Source organism: Acetobacterium sp. (genome assembly GCF_041752335.1).
GTDB lineage: Bacteria > Bacillota > Clostridia > Eubacteriales > Eubacteriaceae > Acetobacterium.
Genome location: NZ_JBGSHG010000101.1, coordinates 1 through 17,371, shown reverse-complemented (window position 1 = coordinate 17,371; position 17,371 = coordinate 1). Strand labels below are relative to the sequence as shown.

The following is a 17,371-nucleotide window of genomic DNA, read 5'->3' as shown; positions in this document are numbered from 1 at the left end:
CATGATTGAAATGGGCATCGATATCTGGCAGGGGGTTATGAATACCAACAATATTCCCGAGCTGATCAAAGAATACGGCGGACAGATTTCATTTATGGGCGGTCTTCACAGCGGTGAAATTGATTTTCCTGACTGGACCCCCGAAATCGTCATGGAACATGTGGAAAAGGCTTGTAAAGAATGCGGCAAGCTTTACTTCATTCCCAATCTCAGTCAGGGCGCACCGATCAGCTCATTCCCGGGAGTTTACGAAGCTACCTCGGAAGCCATCGATAAGATGAGTACGGAATTGTTTCAACAGCAGAAAAAAAAGGAGAAAAAAATGTCAAAAATTGAAGATGTAAAAGTTTTAGTCGAAACCGGTAAATCAAAAAAAGTAGCTGCCGCTGTTCAGGAAGCGCTGGATGCCGGCGACAAAGTCGCGGATATTCTCGAGGCGATGATCGCTTCGATGGGGGTGGTCGGGGATAAGTTCTCAGCCGGTGAAATTTTTGTGCCGGAAATGCTGATTGCCGCCAAAGCCATGTCCAAAGGGGTGGAAGTGTTAAAACCATTGATGGCCGGCGATGGCTCCAGCTCAATGGGAACCTGTATCATTGGAACCGTGGCCGGAGACCTCCACGATATTGGTAAAAATCTGGTTTCGATGATGATCGAAAGCGCCGGCTTTGATATGGTGGATCTGGGCGTTGATGTCCCGGCCGAAAATTTTGTCACTGCAGTTAAAGAAAATGAACATGTCGTTCTTGTGGCCTGTTCTGGTCTGCTGACAACGACGATGCCAGCGTTAAAAGAAGCCGTTCAAACCATTAAAGCTGCCTTGCCAGACATGAAGGTCATTGTCGGTGGGGCGCCGGTGACGCCGGAATATGCCGCCGAAATCGGGGCCGATGGCTATGCGCCGGATGCCGGCAGTGCGGCCGTTAAAGCCAAAGAACTAGTTACTGCTTAACCTGTTTCCAAGCTGTTATTGCCAATTGGCCCGGCAACGAATAATGGCCGGAGTTTGCAATAACCGAAAAATAAAAATTTGAAGGAGAAAAAAATGAAAAAACCGTTAAGTAATGCGCTCAAGCGATTTTACGGGATTGGTGACTTTGGATTCACCCTGATGGCAAATGTGGAACTGTATTATCTGGCCTATTTCCTGACCAACGTCGCTAAATTTGATTTAGCCACAACCGCCCTGATCATGACCACGACCAGCATGATCGATGTTATCTTATCACCGTTCTACGGGGGCATCATCGATGGGATGAAGCCGATGAAATGGGGCCGTTACCGCTCCTGGTTATTGGTGATGCCACCGATTGTAACACTTTTTTATACCCTGGAATTTACCACCATCGGGACCGGGATGGTTCCGGTTGTGATTATTATTGGCGCCTACCTGGTGGCACATATCTTCTGGAATTTTTCTTATGTTGCCAATGTCGCCCTGATTCCAACCATTTCCAGTACCCCCGAAGACCGAGCGCAATTATCTGCTACCCGAGGTGCCTATAACAATGGCGGCAAACTGGCTTTCTCAGCGGTTGGTCTGGCTACAGTCTTATACATTGGTACCGCCATCGGCAATCCGGTGCTGGGATTCACCCTGGTTGCCCTGGCGATGGCGCTGGTTTATTGGGTCACTTACTTTATTCATTTCAAAATGACGGATGGCTACGAAGAAACACAGCAGGAAGCCAGTCAAAACAAGAAAAAGAAAGAAAAAACATCGATTATGCAAATGGCCAAATCACTGGTGCAGAATCCCCATTTACTGGTGCTTTTGCTGGCCGATCTGACCCGTTGGATCGTGAACTTTGTAATGGCAGGTTCAGCGGCTTATTTCTTTACCTATGTAACCAACAATGTCGCGATGTTCTCGGTTTATCTGCTTGTTGCCAATGGCATGGCACTGATCGGTTCTTATCTGAGCAAGTATGCAGCCAGCAAATTTACCACCCGGACAGCAGGTATTTTCGGATTCTATGCGCTGGGCGTATTTCTCTTAATCAGTCAGTTCTTTGTCAATGATATTATGATTGTACTGGTATACCTTTCTTGTGCACAATTCTTCCTGGGCTTCATTTACGCCCTGATTTCAGCGATGTATAGTGATGCGGTTATCTACAGTGAGTGGAAAACCGGATCGAAAGCATCGGGTTGGATCATGGGATTAATGAATCTGCCATTAAAAATTGCTAATTTAATCAAAGGCGCTATTATTCCCGCAGTTCTGGCGGCGGTTGGTTTTGTGGCAAAAATGGACCCGGCCACAGCCACTCCCGAATTAAAAACCGGGATTGTGCAGTTGTTTGTCATTATCCCGGGGATTGGTATCCTGGTCGGCGCGGTGCTGTTAACAGTGGGTTATCGATTGACCCGGGACAAGGTTACCAATTATCAGAAAGAAATTGATGAACGACAGGTAAGTGCTGAATAATTACTGAAATCAAGATACAGTTGACTGGTGCTGCTTTTCCATAAAAAGGGTGGGCAGCACCTTTAATTAATAATCACAAGTGATGAGGGGATGTATGAATAAAAAACAGATTATCGGGATGGTTTTCAGTATTGCGGTGTTGATCACTTTTTATTTTCTGCCGATCCCGGAAGGTCTTAGCAACAATGGGATGATCACGATTGGCTTGCTGTTCTTCTTTTTGATCATGTTGATCACAGAAGCCCTGCCAGTTGGGGTCATTTGTTTTTTGTGTTTAGCGTTGCTGCCGACCCTGGGGGTTACCAAAAACCTGGGCACGGCCTTGGGCGGTTTTACCAATACGATTTTATTTTTTGTGTTGGCATCGTTTGGCCTGGCCGAGGCGGTATCATCAACTCCGATTGTCCAACGGGTTCTGCATCGGTTATTAAAAACTTTTGGACGCAATGTTAAAACCTGCGTGTTGGCAATCATGATCGCGGCCGCGGTCGTTTCGTCGATTGTAACCGATGTGCCAACGGTGGTGGTTTTCATGGAGGTAGGAGCCAGCTTTCTGAAATTGTTTAAAAATGAAACCGACCGTCATCAAACCGCGAAATCTCTGATGATGGGGATTCCGGTTGCCGTCATGCTGGGCGGCCTGATGACACCGGCCGGCAGTGGCATTAATATTTTAACAATTGGTTTATTGCAAAGTATTGCCGGAATTCAGATTACCTTTATTCAATGGATGGTCTGCGCAATTCCGATTGTTTTGGTGATGGTCCCCCTGGCATGGATTATCCTGACTAAAATCTATCCGCCGGCAGAAATTGATGCCAGTGAAATAAAAGCCTATCTCGATCAGATTGCGGTTCACGAAAAGGTGAGTCAGCGGGAAGGGACGGTGAGCATCATCGCCGCGACGATGATGCTGTTCTGGATGATGAGCTCCTTTTTTCCGGTTATTGAGGTGGCCGTGGTATCGCTTTTTGGTTGTGCCTTGTTCTTTCTGCCCGGGATCAAGATTCTCGCCTGGGAACAATATCTGAAAGCCGTCAGCTGGACTTCCTATCTCCTGATCGGGACGGTCTTATGTATTGCCAACACCATCGTTGCTAATGGGGTCAGTGAGTGGTTTGTCACCCATGTCTTGCCCACGTCGCTGTCGCTTTCGACCATGGGTGGGGTCTTTTTTGTGGCGGTGATGATTTTTGTGATCATGCTGATTGTCCCGGTCGCACCGGCCTTGATTGGGGTGCTGACGCCGGTGATTGTCAGTCTAGCCGCAACAATGGGGATCAACCCGGCCCTATTGATCATTACCCTGGGCCTATGCGCCGGCAACTGCTATCTTTTTCCCATTGATACGATTCCGCTGATCACCTACACCGCTGGCTATTATAAAATGACCGATATGCCCAAGGCGACCATCTGGATACAACTGGCCTTTATTATATTAGCGACCGTGTGGCTGCCGCTGGCCGGTTTGATCGCTAAAATTATTTGACAGAATTTTGGTGATGAATTATTGCTAACGACCAGTCAGATGGTGATAAATGAGTTGTTTTTATTAAAGATTACCTTACTTTTCTGGCAGCATAGAAAATCTGTGTCTAAAATATTTTCAGCGAATCTAAACCATTGACGGGTGCATCACTTCCGTCAGTGGTTTTTTTATTAAATTATTCTGCTCTTGTTATGTTGCTCCAGTATTTCCTTCACAAATTCTTGTAGATTCCATCGATCAAGAAAAACTGCAATTGTTGGCACAAAATTTGCTTGATTTAACGGTTAAACTTAAAAATTGGATGAAGAAAGGTTAACGATGGAAGAGAGAAAACGAAAGAGTAAAACAATTAAGCGAAAACTGTTGGTCGTGCCCTTATGTTCGGTACTGGTGGGGGTGTTTGTAATTGGGGCCATCTCCGCTTATCTGACCCGGGAAAGCCTGCTGGAGGAGATGAGAGCCAGTGGCTCTGCCACGTCGCAGCAGTTTGTTGATCGTCTCGAAGACAACACGGAAGCCCTCGATGCCATGAATGTCATGATCGAGGAACAGATCCGCAGCATCGGGAACATTGTCATCGCTAACCGTGGCGCTATCAGTGATCCCTATCTGACCGCTCTGGCCCAACAGTCCGGGATCAATCAGATTTACTGGTTTAATGCGGCTGGCGAAATTCTTAATGCGGTTAACGGGGAATACGTGGGCTGGAAGGCTGAGCCTGGGGATCCGATCCATAATTTTATGGCTAGCGGTGAAACCGAATTGATGGAGGCTATCCGTAAAAGCACCGAAACCGAAGAGACCTTTAAATTTGGTTATATGAAGACCAGCACCGGTGAATTTGTTCAGGCCGGGGTCACCGCTGACCGGATTACCGATCTGACCGAACGCTTTGGCTATCAGGCCCTGATTGACGAATTGTCAGCCAATGAAAATATTGTCTATGCCAGTTTTATCGACCAGGATTTGATGGCAGTGGCGGATACCGATCCCGAAGATCTGGGCGTCAGTTATGCTGAGGATGAAGCGGTTAAAGCGGCAGCCATCGACGGCCAGTCGTCAGCCTCGGAGTATTTTTACGAAGCCGGACAAGCCAAGGTCTATGATGTGTTATTTCCGGTGGTTATCAATGACAAACTGAAGGGGGCCTTAAATATCGGCTATTCGATGGATGCCATTGAAGCGGCGATCTTTAAAAATATTCTGATGGTATCAGTGGTTGGGCTGTTGGTCTTCCTGGCGTTGGCCTTGATTCTCTATCGGGTGTCTACATCGATTACAAAGCCCATTTCCAGTATCAATCATATGATCAAAGAAATGAGTCTGGGGCACTTAGGTTTGCGGCTGGGTATTGACAGCGACGATGAAATTGGCGAAATGGCCACCGCCATGGATTCTTTTGCCGAAGATCTGCAAAAAGTAGTGATCGGCACGATGATCGAAATATCGGATGGAAATGTCTCGGCAACGATCCAGGAAAAGGATGACGCGGATGAGATCTCACCGGCACTGAAGCGCACCATTGCCTCGATCCGCGGTCTGATTGATGAGGTTACCACCCTTTCCCAGGCCGGGGTGGCCGGGCGGTTGCATGTTCGTGGTAACAGCGACCAGTTTAAAGGTGGGTTTCGCGATATCGTCAAGGGGGTTAATGATACCCTCGATGCGGTGGTAGGCCCCATCAATATGGCGGCCGATTATGTTAAGCGTATCGGTGCTGGGGACATCCCAGAAAAAATTACGGCTGCTTATCAGGGCGAATTTGATACCCTGAAGAACAGCATCAATGCCTGTATCGACGGCTTGGGAGCCCTGGAAGAAGGGAACCGCATTCTCGAGGGGATGAGTCATCACGATTTTGGGGAAACCATGGATGGTCAGTATCTGGGTATTTATTCCGAGTTTGCCCAATCAATCAACAGTCTCAACCAACGGCTCAACGATGTGATTGCGGTGATCAATCATATCGCTGGTGGTAATCTACAGGATCTGGATAAGCTTAGAGCAGCAGGACAACTCAGCGCCAATGATCAGCTGCTGCCAAGTCTGATTGGGATGATCGAAACGATTGATCTGTTAATTGCTGAAGCCAACGAAATGGCCCGGATTGCCGTGGCGGGAAACACCGGTAATCGCGGCGATGAGAGCCGTTTCCCAGGTGAATATGCTAAAGTTGTCGCCGGTTTTAACAAAACCCTGGATGCCCTGGTGGAACCGATGATGGCCGCTTCAGAAACTCTGGAAGAACTGTCTAAAGGTAATCTGAACACCGCCATGACCGGCAATTATCAGGGCGACTACGTCTTGATTCAGGATAATATGAATCATACCGTTGGCTTTTTAAAACAATATGTGGATGAAATTACCGATGTTTTAGAAGAAATAGGGAATGGGAATCTTGATCAGGAAATTACTGCCGAGTATCGCGGCGATTTTCTGGCCATCAAAAAAGCCCTTAACCAGATCACCGGCGATCTCAGTCACACGATGACGGAAATCAATGTGGCTGCCGGACAGGTGGAGCTGGGCGCCCGGCAAATTTCTGATGGCGGCCAGGCGCTGTCCCAGGGAACCATGGAACAGGCCAGTTCAATTCAGCAACTGACCGCCTCCATTGATGAGGTTTCGACGGAAACCAAACGCAACGCCACCAATGCCAACGAAGCCAATGTCCGCGCCATTGAGGTTCGGAACAATGCCGAAATTGGCAATCAGCAGATGAAAAAAATGGTCACTGCGATGGTGGATATTAACGACTCATCCAATAATATTTCTAAAATTATCAAAGTGATCGATGATATTGCCTTCCAGACCAATATTCTGGCATTAAATGCGGCGGTGGAAGCTGCCCGGGCCGGCCAGCATGGCAAGGGTTTTGCGGTGGTTGCGGAAGAAGTCCGGACCCTGGCTGCCCGGAGCGCCGAGGCCGCCAAAGAAACCACCGGCCTGATTGAAGGATCGATCGCCAAGGTCGAAGCGGGGACGAAAATTGCCGATGAAACCGCCGCCAGCCTCAAAGAAATCCTTGATGAAATTGAAAAAGTTTCGGATCTGGTGGGGAATATTGCCCAGGCTTCCAGTGATCAGGCCTCAGAAATTGCCCAGATTACCAAAGGCATTGAACAGGTTTCCCTGGTTGTTCAGACCAACTCTGCCACCGCCGAAGAAAGTGCCGCCTCCAGCGAAGAACTGTCGGGTCAGGCGGAACTGTTGAAAAAGATGGTAGGAGAGTTTAAGCTAAAATAAGACGAAATTGTGACGTTGAAAAGTGCTTGGAATGCGTGGATACAATTTGGGAATGGTTACATTGAAAGAGATTTACACGACGAAAAAAAGGTGCAAAAAAATGGAGGCATGCAAAAATAAGTACAGCTCATTAAAATATGGCCGAATTGTGGCGAATTATGAGGTTTTTGATCCGAATTTATTAGATTGACTGCATAATAATTTGCACCATGGTTAAAATTAAATAAAGATTAACCCCGTCAGTCCTACTGACGGGGCATTTTTTTGAATGAAATGTTTGACTTTTATTGACAAGCAGTTGCGATGTGATTGAATAATAAATTCTTTACTGATTGATGGCTTCAGCCGGCCCGGAGGAATCATCCTCGGCCATGTAATCCTTGCCCCATTCACACATGGCGTCGAGAATCGGGTAGAGGCTCTGGCCGAAACTGGTCAGAGTGTATTCGGTTTTGGGTGGCACCACCGGATAGACAGTCCGAGTGATCAGTCCGTCCCGTTCCAGCTCCCGGAGCTGTTGGGTGAGCATTTTGGGGGTAGCATGGTGAACGATTTTCTGTAGTTCGTTAAAGCGTAGAGTCTGGTTAACCAGGTTCCACAGAATTTTGGTTTTATATTTACCGCCAATCAGGCTGATGGTGGCATCAATGGGGCAGCAGAAATGTTTTTTTTCGGTCATTGGAGACTCCTTTTGAATTTTAATGGATACTTACTATCATTTTGGGTAGTAAGTGACTAATAAGTGCATACTTGTTTTTATGAAAATCATTGGTAAAATGATAGCATGAACAACAGCAAGGTGCAAGTAATTGCCAAAATACGATTATAAAAATTTATCGGAGGAAAAAATGAGCGCAATATTTGAACGAACCAGTGTCAGAAAGTATGAAAACAAGGAAGTGGAAGCGGAAAAAATTGATAAGATTTTGAGAGCCGCCATGGCTGCCCCATCAGCAGCTAACCAGCAGCCCTGGGAGTTTTATGTGGTGAAAAACAAAGAAACCCTGGCCGCTCTGGCGGAAAAGAGTCCCTATGGCAGCTTTATCAGGGATGCGGCAGTGGCGATTGTGTCGGTTTATCGTAAAGAACTGATGATGCCTGAATTTGCTGATATCGATATGGCCGCCTGTACCCAGAATATCCTGCTGGAAGTCACCGAGCTGGGCTTGGGTGCCGTTTGGGTTGGGGTGGCTCCACTGGCAGACCGGATGGAAAGTGTCCGCCAGATTTTGAATGTCCCGGAACATCTAAACCCCTATGCCATTATTCCAATTGGCTACCCGGTGGCGGATACCCAACCCAAAGACCGGTATGATGCAGAGCGGGTCCATTTTGAATAATTCCAGGAAATTATAATTAAACGATCAAAAGCCGCAGCAACCGAAAAAGGTTGATGCGGCTTTTTTTAGAGTTTTCGCATAAAACAAAGCAAAAAAAATGATTGAAAACAGCTTTTTTATTAAGCGAAAGCTGTTTCGAAATTAAAATTTTATCGGTCTAAATTATCTTTGATAGGTTTCCCGGGTATTGGCAACAAAGCCCTTAATCTCCTTACGGTCATTCTTCTGGTGCCAGGCGTTGCCATAGGAAATAGTTTCTTCAATATTCATAGGAACGATCGAAAGGGCTGAATCCTCTTGACAAACAAAATCCGGCATGACAGCAATACCGAGATTCCCTTTAATCATTGTATAAGTTATTGAAGGGTGATCAGAAAAGTAATTCGTGGCAAATGGTCACAGTAACTGGATTCCATTTACATTCCCCGGACTTCCCATGGCAATTATTCGAAATCGTCAGTACCCTGGTGTGCCAATGATATGGTAACTAATGAATCGGGTATCCGGGACGTTTGATGGCAATTGAAACGGATACCGTAGTGAAAATTACCGGCAGAGAACCAGTCAATCCCCAAGAGCTACTGGAAAAGTACAGCTTTGTCTGGAAAGAGAACATTACAACCTACTGGGATTTGGGAAAAGTTCAATGATCAGGTTATGTATTAAAAGAACGAGTTCTGATTGCAAAAAGCTTTATTACATAAAAGGCCTGAACCTTTTTTTCATTCAGGTCTTTTTGCTTTTTTGTGAGTTAATAATAACTGCGTCCATCACACAGTTGACATGATGTCAAAAAAATGCATCGATAAGCTAAGAAAACACCTGCTTAATTAGGACAGTCGTTTTTTGTTAACACTGAAACCGTTGACAGGAAAATCAGGATGTAATATAATACTCTAAATTTAACCGGTAAAGTTAACACGGTTGTTTTATGGAATTTGCTGGTGAAATAATCAAAAAGAGTGTAGGAGAATGTTTTGGAAAAGAGAAAAATAAAAATTGCAATTCTGTCGATATCATCATTGCTGATGATATCGATGACCGCATCAGCGATTCTGGCCGATATACAAGCCTATTTTGTGGGAGTGGACCCATCGCTGATTTCAATGGTTTTGACGATTCCGGCCTTGATGGGGCTGGTGTTTGCATTTGCATCCGGCCCGTTGTCACTGCGGCTACCCAAGAAAAGCCTGGTGATTTTCGGTCTGGTTTGCGGACTGGCTGGGGGGATGATCGCCCTGCTTTTCGGTTCTACCAGTATTTATGTGTTACTTGGCTGCAGTTTGCTGCTGGGGGTCGCCCAGGGAATGAACTCCACCATGTCGATGGCCCTGATTGCGGATTATTTTGTAGCTGAGGAAAGCGGTGCTCTGATGGGGCTCCAGTCAGCCTTTGTCAATGGCGGCAGCATGGTGCTGTTGTTTACCTCGGGAATGCTGACGGGGATTTCCTGGCAGATGTCCTATCTGGTTTATCTGGTTTTCATCCCGGTGATTGTGATCGTTATGAAAAACCTGCCTAAGGATCATGCCCCAGCCCATGCTGAAGAAAAACATGCTGAGAAGAGTGCCAAGCTCAATGCCCGGGTGTATTTTACTGCTTTGACCATGTTTCTATTTGGGGTCTTTCTGTTTGTCTTTCAGACAAATGTGGCAATGTTTGTGGCCGGCAAGGGATTGGGCGATGCTTCCACCAGCGGTCTCATTAATACTGCCATGTCGGCAGCCGGGATGCTCACCGGGATCCTTTTCGGGCGGATGCAGCGGGTACTCAAAAAACTGGTGATACCAGTCTCTCTGCTGGTTGGTGGAATGGGTATGCTGCTGATCTTTATGCTTGGTAATCTGACGTCGCTGTTTATCGGGGCGATGTGCTGTGGTTTCTGTCTGGCCACGATCAATCCGGCGGGAACCTTCCAGGCGGCTAATGCTGTTCATCCGTCCATCAGTTCATTGGCGATCGCTGTCGTTACGGCCTCCACCAGTGTGGGGATCTTTGTCTCACCAATCGTTTCCAATGGGGTCGCTAATTTGGCTGGTGGCAATATCGAAATTAAATTTCTGTTGGCGGCCATCGGACTGGCATCTGTTGGGATGATGTCCTTTATTGGTAATGCCGTTCTGGATAAAAAGCAGACCATTTAATCAGTTTTATCAAAGTAACTAACAAAGCCCAGATTCAACGCTTGAATCCGGGCGGCTTTGGGTGGGTTATAGGGGGCATTGATGTTGGCATCGATGGGGCAGCAGAAATGTTTTATTGGTCATTTGGGATTGCTTTAGCAGTTTATGAATACTTGCTATTCATTGGGGTAGTAGGTGACTAAGAAGAGTGGCTTTGTTTCTTAAAAATCATTGGAATATGGTAGTATGTATAAGAGTTTTTTGTAATGACTACAAAAGTGCTGCGACTTTATGAGCCATCATGGCCGCTCGGCGGCTGCCAACCAGTAGTCATGGGAGTCTACGTTTGGTTTTTATTGTTTAAATTAGAATATCTCCGCTTATTTTATTGGTTCAAAATTGAGAGATAAAGGGTTATTGTTGAAGGGAGGAGTCTGAAAAAACTTATGGTTACAACAATAACGAAGGAGGTAGCCCGTGATAAAGAAGAAACTGATTGTAACATTACTGCTGATTTTCCTGGTGATGTCGTTTGTCAGCTATGTTGATGCCGCTGGGAGCGTTGTGACTGATAGCCCACAAGTTACATTCACTCAGGCACCAGGCCAGCCATTTCGAGACGAAAATAACCGTATCCAAGAACCTTTTAGAGTGGCTATGGAGTTTTACGGAGCATCTGCGGGCGGGGACGCAGATAACCGAACAGCCATCGCTGAGATGGTTGATTTAAATGATAGCAACCAGGAGGATCAAGATTATATTTTGATATATAACGGACATGTAGCAGATAAGTATGGTGTTGAAAAAGTTGCGCAAATGGCAAAATCCCAAGGATATTCAGTAGAGTATATTTCAAACCTTAGCGAGTTACCCGATATGCTGAATGGTGCAAAAGCATTTATTATCGGCGGTACGATCGGCGATACTGGTGATATTCTAGAGGAAATTGATGATGTTAAAGACAATTTAAAATCATATATTGAAAATGGTGGTACCTATTTGGGGATTTGTGGTGGCGTTTATGTTGCTTCAAAAGGCAGTCAATGGCCTGATGGGTACGAAACAGGGATGGCATTAGTTGATTTTGAAAGTTTTGAATACGACCCGAATTATTCTTATGCTCAAATTATAACTGTCTTGTGGCAATCAACAAGGCGAACCATTTATTATTTCAATGGTCCTGCCTTTGCAAAAAATGATATGCCTCAGAATGCTACAATCCTAATGTATTATACAAATAAAAACCAGGATGTAGCTGCATTTTCAGCAAAGGTCGGCAAAGGTAAAGTTGTACTTTGCGGACCGCATCCTGAAGCCGATGCCACTTGGCTGATAGATGAACCAGATCCCCTAAATAGTGAAACTTGGTCAGATACTCAGGATATTTTCAAGCAAATTTTCGATAGTGCACTAACCCCAGAGGATAATCAAGAAATAAAATCAGGCAATCTTGAATATCGCACCCATGTGCAAAACATCGGCTGGCAGGATTGGAAGGGCGAAGATGAAAACAGCGGGACAACTGGACAAAGTCTTCGTTTGGAAGGGATCGAGATAAAAGTTGCAAATCTCCCGGATAAAGCCCATCAGGTTGGGATTGAGTACAAAACCCATGTTCAGAACATCGGTTGGCAGGATTGGGTAGCTGATGGTAAAACCAGTGGAACCTTTGGTAAAAGCTTACGGTTGGAAGCAATCCAGGTTGAGTATAACAGGTGCAGATGCCGACAAATATGACGTATACTACCGAGTACACGCACAAAATATTGGTTGGTTAGGTTGGGCACAAAATGGCGAAAGTGCAGGGACAGCAGGATACGGATATCGGCTTGAAGCAATTCAGATTCAATTAAAACAAAGGACAGAAACATCGCCAGTGGAAGCTGGTGAAGTGGCTTTCACAGTTAAAACCTCCCGGATTCAGTGATTGAATCCAGGAGGTTTTGATTTTTTGCTGCAATTATTCAATCCGGAAATACGGTTTGAAGGCAAAGGGAACCAGTTTGAGAACCTCTTTACTTTCGGCCAGAATGGCATCGATACGGATTGGATCAATATGCATCAGCACAAAATTTAGGCGGGTGATATAATCCAGGCAATCTTCCTGAGTACAATTGAATTCACCCCGGTCGTAGGCCCATAAAACGGAAAAAGAAGCGCCCCGGGCGGCATTGGCAATCATCGCCAGCTCATCGGATTCTCTGTTAATGTCGAGATGATAACGACGATCGTGTATTTTATAGAGGGTAATGCTGTCCTGACTAAACAGATCTTCATATTTGTCATCAGCCAGTTCTTTCAGGAAGCGCATGGCCTTAGGATCAGCAAGAAACATCTGGTTGTACATCCGGATTTCCACTGCCGTACTGACCTGAAGGTCAGCCTTTCGTTCTTTGAAATAGTCGGTATAGAGTTTCAGGGCAATTTTATTTTTAAGTTCGAAAAGGAAGGTATCTGAGACCGCCCGGGCCAAACTTGATTTTGATTTATAATAGTAGGAAATCAGGGGTTTGGTAATTTCACAGATCTCGGCAATTTGATCCAGATAAGTTTTCTTATAGCCTTGTTCATAAAACAGTTTGCTGGCCACCTGGAGGATTTGTTCTTTCTGGTTATTCATGGTCATCTCTCTCGTATTGGAATTTTTACAATATTATTTAATTTTAACGCTATCGGCGGATGGATGCAAGCTAATTTTACTGTACCGGTTCAAATTAAATTAATTTAATATTTGTTGACATTTCGTAAAAAACCGTTTACAATACATTTATTGAACCGGTAAAAATAATTAAACCGGGAGAATTGCTCTGGATAAAATATCATTGCTATCCTATTATTTGCCAATAATATGCCTTTAAACGGTACTAACAAAAGAAGTTATGGAAACTATGAATAAAATCCAGACAGTCTCATTTCGTAAGAACATTGAATTCATTTAACAGGAGGAAGAAAGATGTCTAAAATTGCAGAAGTTAAAGCCAAGGTTGAAGCCGGGAAATCCAAGTTGGTTCCCGGACTGGTTCAGGAAGCACTGGATGCTGGTGTAGCACCGGCAGAAATTCTCCAGGCCATGGTTGATTCCATGGGTGTGGTAGGGGATAAATTTTCGTCAGGTGAAATCTTTGTACCAGAAATGCTGATCGCCGCCAAGGCGATGTCAAAAGGGGTGGAGGTTTTAAAACCACTGATGGCCGGCGATGGTTCAGCTTCCCTGGGAACCTGTGTGATTGGCACCGTTGCCGGAGATTTACATGATATCGGAAAAAACCTGGTTGCCATGATGATCGAAAGCGCCGGCTTTGACATGGTGGATCTGGGTGTTGATGTTACCGCCGACACCTTTGTTCAGGCAGTTAAGGATAATAACAATGTTAAACTGGTGGCCTGTTCAGGACTATTAACCACCACCATGCCAGCATTAAAAGAAGCCGTTCAAACCATTAAAGCTGCCTGTCCAGATGTTAAAGTGGTTGTCGGCGGTGCGCCGGTGACACCAGAATACGCAACTGAAGTGGGCGCCGACGGATATGCCCCAGATGCCGGCAGTGCTGCCGTGAAAGCTAAAGAACTGGTTACAGCGTAATTAATCATCGCGATAAGGAGAATAAGAATGTTAACAAAAAAACAAAATTTACTGGAAACCATCAAGGGTGGAAATCCGGAGCGATTCGTCAATCAATATGAATTTCTGAATATTATTATGGAAATCCCCACCGGCCTGCAATTTAATTATGGACAAACCTGGAAAGATCATTGGGGGATCACCTGGCAATGGCCGGAAGGTCAGTTGGGGATGTTCCCGGTTCACCACGATGGTCTGGCGGTGATCCAGGACATTACCGAATGGCAGAAAGTTGTCAAAAAGCCGGAGATTGCCAAGTCCGACGAAGCCTGGGCGTCAGCCGTTGCCCGTGCCAATGCGATTGATCGTGATGAAGAATACGTAACCGGATTCTTTGCTCCGGGAATATTTGAAATGACCCATCACTTGATGGGCATGGAAAATGCGCTGATGGCGCTTTATGAAGAACCGGAAGCGATGCATGAACTGATTGACTATCTGGTCGGTTATGAACTGGAATTTGCCGCAGTGATGGTTGAAAAAATCCAACCTGATTGCATTTTCCATCATGATGACTGGGGTAGCCAGATTTCATCATTTGTTTCGCCAGACATGTTTGAGGAATTCTTCCTCCCGGCTTATAAAAAAATCTATGGTTTCTATAAAGCCAACGGCGTTGAAATGGTTGTTCACCACAGCGACAGTTACGCTGCCAACCTGGTGCCCTTTATGATTGAAATGGGCATTGATATTTGGCAGGGGGTAATGAACACCAATAATATTCCCGAATTGATCAAAGCATACGGCGGGAAAATTTCGTTTATGGGCGGTATCCACAGCGGCCTGGTTGATTTCCCGGCTTGGACACCTGAAATTGTAGCAGACTATGTGGAAAAAGCCTGTCGCGATAACGGTAAACTGTATTTCATTCCCTGTCAGACTTCTGGTCTTCCCATTGATAACTTTGAAGGAGTCTATGCAACTGTCAGCAAAGAAATTGACCGTATGAGTACCGTATTATTCTAAAACCTTCCAGCTTTAAATCGTTCAACTTCAGGTATTTGCGGAATGCTCATCGTACTTTCGCAAATACTGAATATACAAAAATATGGAGGAAAAAATGAATCAAACAGTAAAACCGATCTCAACCTTTACGATTTTGGCTATGGCATTTTTCGGAATGGGTGTGGGTACGATTACCCCGGCCCTAAATGCAATTTTTGTTCAGTTCTCAGATCTGCCCATTACCACGCTCTTGCTGGTATCCACCCTGCCCTCATTAACGGTTATCCCGGCCACTCTGATTGCCGGGTCTGTTGCTGGCAGCAAAGTAAAATATCGTACCCTGGCAATTATGGGGATGACCCTCTTTGTACTCGGTGGTATTGCCCCCTATTTTGCAACTGATTTTACCGTCATTTTACTGGAACGAGCCATCTTTGGTATCGGTCTGGGGATCATGTCACCACTGGCAAATTCCCTGGTCATGGGCGTTTATGAAGGCGATAAAGTTGCCAGCATGACGGGTATGGTTACCCTGGCCATGAACATCGGTGGTATGGTACTTCAATTCATGGGTGGCTATTTTGCCGGAATTGGCTGGAATTACAGTTTCCTGCCACATGCCCTAGGTGTTATTTCGTTACTAATGGTTATCTTCTTCTTACCAGAGCCACCACAAGCTCCGGTAACTGCCGAAACCCAGGCCGCTCCCAAAGAAAAACTACCGGTTAAATTGTTTATCATCGTACTGGTCTATGGACTTTACACCCTGTCCATTTATCCGATGCTGGTCAATATGTCCACTCTGATTGTTGAACGGGGAATGGGAACAACAGCCACCGCGGGGGCTGTCCTGGCACTGTTAACCATCGGCGGAATGGTAGCTGGTTCTATTTTTGGTAAGGTATTTAAAATGTCCGGTCGCTTTATTATGGCAGTCGGTTATGCCCTGGGTGCCATCGGTCTGGTGATAGTGGTTTTTGCCAGCAACATCGCCCTTCTGTCGGTTGGTGTCTTCATTGAAGGTTTTGCCATGTCAACCCTGATTCCGGCCAGCATGATGCTGATCTCGATGACGGTTAAACCAAGCCAGATGGCTTTAGGTGTGTCTTTCTTCATGGCTGGTATGAATCTCTTCGGATTCCTGTCAACCTACTGGATTGGCGCTATTGCAGCCATTACTGGTGACGCTGTGACAGCTCCAATTGCGGTTGGTGCCTGTGTAACGGCTGCTTTCTTTGTGATCTTCATGATCATTAATCCATTAAAGCCAAGTGCACCAGTTGCCTTGGAACGTGCTTAAGAACCTGAACTGTTATATTGAATAAAACGTAAACCAAAGCCTCCCATTTTAAACTAAAATGGGAGGCTTTTATTTCAGTAATTTAGGTGCGGCCGGTGTGTGTGGATTTATTTCGGGGTGATCACGGGGCTTAAAAATAGTGGTCATAACTGGAAAAAGATTCTTTGATTTTGCCGTCTTCAAAGTCATTCATGGCCAGATTATAGTTGGATAGAAACAGCTGCTCAAAGGCCGACAGTTTATGCTTGCTGGCCTTGAGGCATTCCTGACACTGGCTGTCGAGGGTTTCGGGGATCAGAATATCTTCACTTTTGTTGACCTGATTAAAATCAATAGTGGTCATCCTACAGTGACTTTCTATATCGACTTCAGTCCAGAGACTTTTCAAGAATTTCAGGCAGGTTTTCTGGGGTTGCTTAAATACTTGTTTAAGCTGGCTGCGACTAATATCTTGACTAAGTTTGGTCACCGTTTTTTCCAGATCGGACAGGGAAAAATAGTTGTTTAAAGTAAATTGATTCATTGTATACTCCTCATTGATAGTTATCAGGCAAAGGCAAACTGCGGCGAGTTTGCTGCCGGTTTTGTTTGGCTCAATCAACCACCACTGACAGGAAATTGATTGATTGTATAAATAAATAATAGCAGATGAATGTGAACGATATGTTAACAAGAGATTACGATTTTCTGAAGATTATAGCATAAAAAGACGTTAGAACTAAAGTTCTGCCGTCTTTTTTATGGTGCGCCCGGCATGGGCGCAATCTAACGGGTGAAAGTCCCGAGCACGGGTAGGTAGTGCCAAGTGCATAGCTTAAGGCAAGGGTGTCCCCGGCGACGGGGAATCTGAAGGAAGCCGGCGGCAAACTTCCGGT

Annotated in this window: 15 protein-coding genes; 12 read left to right on the top strand and 3 right to left on the bottom strand. The window is 45.5% G+C overall.

Translation table 11 applies throughout. From position 1 onward, the window contains the following. Nucleotides 1-322 precede the first annotated feature (322 nt). From ACEW8F_RS12905 to ACEW8F_RS12890, 4 genes are all read left to right on the top strand, one after another. Nucleotides 323-952: a corrinoid protein gene (locus ACEW8F_RS12905; RefSeq protein WP_373483882.1), complete on the top strand. Its 630-nt coding sequence runs from the start codon at nucleotides 323-325 to the stop codon at nucleotides 950-952. Nucleotides 953-1,045: 93 nt separating this feature from the next. After that, nucleotides 1,046-2,431: an MFS transporter gene (locus tag ACEW8F_RS12900; RefSeq protein WP_373483880.1), complete on the top strand. Its 1,386-nt coding sequence runs from the start codon at nucleotides 1,046-1,048 to the stop codon at nucleotides 2,429-2,431. A 94-nt stretch (nucleotides 2,432-2,525) separates the two neighbouring features. After that, entirely contained in the window at nucleotides 2,526-3,920 is a 1,395-nt protein-coding gene (locus tag ACEW8F_RS12895) for an SLC13 family permease (protein WP_373483879.1), read from the top strand. Nucleotides 3,921-4,889: 969 nt separating this feature from the next. Further along, a complete protein-coding gene (locus ACEW8F_RS12890) occupies nucleotides 4,890-7,166 on the top strand; it encodes a methyl-accepting chemotaxis protein (protein ID WP_373483881.1) in 2,277 nt (758 codons plus the stop codon). Nucleotides 7,167-7,491: 325 nt separating this feature from the next. Here ACEW8F_RS12890 and ACEW8F_RS12885 read toward each other — a convergent pair whose 3' ends face one another. After that, nucleotides 7,492-7,845 carry a winged helix-turn-helix transcriptional regulator gene (locus ACEW8F_RS12885; RefSeq protein ID WP_373483878.1) on the bottom strand — a complete coding sequence of 118 codons (354 nt, stop codon included), beginning with the start codon at nucleotides 7,843-7,845 and terminating at the stop codon, nucleotides 7,492-7,494. 169 nt (nucleotides 7,846-8,014) lie between these two features. Here ACEW8F_RS12885 and ACEW8F_RS12880 point away from each other — a divergent pair, with 169 nt between their 5' ends. From ACEW8F_RS12880 to ACEW8F_RS12860, 5 genes are all read left to right on the top strand, one after another. Beyond that, on the top strand, nucleotides 8,015-8,506 hold the full coding sequence (locus tag ACEW8F_RS12880) for a nitroreductase family protein (RefSeq protein WP_373483877.1): 492 nt from the start codon (nucleotides 8,015-8,017) through the stop codon (nucleotides 8,504-8,506). Between the two features lie 515 nt (nucleotides 8,507-9,021). Then, a complete protein-coding gene (locus tag ACEW8F_RS12875; RefSeq protein WP_373483876.1) occupies nucleotides 9,022-9,156 on the top strand; it encodes a hypothetical protein in 135 nt (44 codons plus the stop codon). Nucleotides 9,157-9,483: 327 nt separating this feature from the next. Continuing rightward, nucleotides 9,484-10,650 carry an MFS transporter gene (locus tag ACEW8F_RS12870; RefSeq protein ID WP_373483875.1) on the top strand — a complete coding sequence of 389 codons (1,167 nt, stop codon included), beginning with the start codon at nucleotides 9,484-9,486 and terminating at the stop codon, nucleotides 10,648-10,650. A 456-nt stretch (nucleotides 10,651-11,106) separates the two neighbouring features. Then, nucleotides 11,107-12,366, top strand: a complete 1,260-nt coding sequence (locus ACEW8F_RS12865) for a BPL-N domain-containing protein (RefSeq protein WP_373483874.1) — start codon at nucleotides 11,107-11,109, stop codon at nucleotides 12,364-12,366. Further along, nucleotides 12,278-12,556 (top strand): hypothetical protein, encoded by a 279-nt coding sequence (locus tag ACEW8F_RS12860; RefSeq protein ID WP_373483873.1) that lies wholly within the window; start codon nucleotides 12,278-12,280, stop codon nucleotides 12,554-12,556. Before ACEW8F_RS12865 ends, ACEW8F_RS12860 begins: the two co-directional genes overlap by 89 nt. Before the next feature lie 33 nt (nucleotides 12,557-12,589). On the opposite strand, the gene ACEW8F_RS12855 is transcribed toward ACEW8F_RS12860, so the two are convergent. Continuing rightward, a complete protein-coding gene (locus ACEW8F_RS12855) occupies nucleotides 12,590-13,249 on the bottom strand; it encodes a TetR/AcrR family transcriptional regulator (protein WP_373483872.1) in 660 nt (219 codons plus the stop codon). A gap of 333 nt (nucleotides 13,250-13,582) precedes the next feature. On the opposite strand from ACEW8F_RS12855, the gene ACEW8F_RS12850 reads away from it, so the two are divergent. From ACEW8F_RS12850 to ACEW8F_RS12840, 3 genes are all read left to right on the top strand, one after another. Beyond that, entirely contained in the window at nucleotides 13,583-14,212 is a 630-nt protein-coding gene (locus ACEW8F_RS12850) for a corrinoid protein (protein ID WP_373483871.1), read from the top strand. Between the two features lie 27 nt (nucleotides 14,213-14,239). Continuing rightward, nucleotides 14,240-15,217: a uroporphyrinogen decarboxylase family protein gene (locus ACEW8F_RS12845; protein WP_373483870.1), complete on the top strand. Its 978-nt coding sequence runs from the start codon at nucleotides 14,240-14,242 to the stop codon at nucleotides 15,215-15,217. A 94-nt stretch (nucleotides 15,218-15,311) separates the two neighbouring features. After that, nucleotides 15,312-16,496, top strand: a complete 1,185-nt coding sequence (locus ACEW8F_RS12840) for an MFS transporter (protein WP_373483869.1) — start codon at nucleotides 15,312-15,314, stop codon at nucleotides 16,494-16,496. Nucleotides 16,497-16,626: 130 nt separating this feature from the next. On the opposite strand, the gene ACEW8F_RS12835 is transcribed toward ACEW8F_RS12840, so the two are convergent. After that, nucleotides 16,627-17,019, bottom strand: a complete 393-nt coding sequence (locus tag ACEW8F_RS12835; protein ID WP_373483868.1) for a hypothetical protein — start codon at nucleotides 17,017-17,019, stop codon at nucleotides 16,627-16,629. Between the last annotated feature and the right edge of the window lie 352 nt (nucleotides 17,020-17,371).

Excerpts from the sequence above, each read along its gene's own strand:
- ACEW8F_RS12905 (WP_373483882.1), top strand. The coding sequence starts at position 323 with ATGTCAAAAATTGAAGATGTAAAAGTTTTAGTCGAAACCGGTAAATCA.
- ACEW8F_RS12900 (WP_373483880.1), top strand. The coding sequence starts at position 1,046 with ATGAAAAAACCGTTAAGTAATGCGCTCAAGCGATTTTACGGGATTGGT.
- ACEW8F_RS12895 (WP_373483879.1), top strand. The coding sequence starts at position 2,526 with ATGAATAAAAAACAGATTATCGGGATGGTTTTCAGTATTGCGGTGTTG.
- ACEW8F_RS12890 (WP_373483881.1), top strand. The coding sequence starts at position 4,890 with ATGGCAGTGGCGGATACCGATCCCGAAGATCTGGGCGTCAGTTATGCT.
- ACEW8F_RS12885 (WP_373483878.1), bottom strand. The coding sequence starts at position 7,845 with ATGACCGAAAAAAAACATTTCTGCTGCCCCATTGATGCCACCATCAGC.
- ACEW8F_RS12880 (WP_373483877.1), top strand. The coding sequence starts at position 8,015 with ATGAGCGCAATATTTGAACGAACCAGTGTCAGAAAGTATGAAAACAAG.
- ACEW8F_RS12875 (WP_373483876.1), top strand. The coding sequence starts at position 9,022 with ATGGCAATTGAAACGGATACCGTAGTGAAAATTACCGGCAGAGAACCA.
- ACEW8F_RS12860 (WP_373483873.1), top strand. The coding sequence starts at position 12,278 with ATGGTAAAACCAGTGGAACCTTTGGTAAAAGCTTACGGTTGGAAGCAA.
- ACEW8F_RS12855 (WP_373483872.1), bottom strand. The coding sequence starts at position 13,249 with ATGAATAACCAGAAAGAACAAATCCTCCAGGTGGCCAGCAAACTGTTT.
- ACEW8F_RS12850 (WP_373483871.1), top strand. The coding sequence starts at position 13,583 with ATGTCTAAAATTGCAGAAGTTAAAGCCAAGGTTGAAGCCGGGAAATCC.
- ACEW8F_RS12845 (WP_373483870.1), top strand. The coding sequence starts at position 14,240 with ATGTTAACAAAAAAACAAAATTTACTGGAAACCATCAAGGGTGGAAAT.
- ACEW8F_RS12840 (WP_373483869.1), top strand. The coding sequence starts at position 15,312 with ATGAATCAAACAGTAAAACCGATCTCAACCTTTACGATTTTGGCTATG.
- ACEW8F_RS12835 (WP_373483868.1), bottom strand. The coding sequence starts at position 17,019 with ATGAATCAATTTACTTTAAACAACTATTTTTCCCTGTCCGATCTGGAA.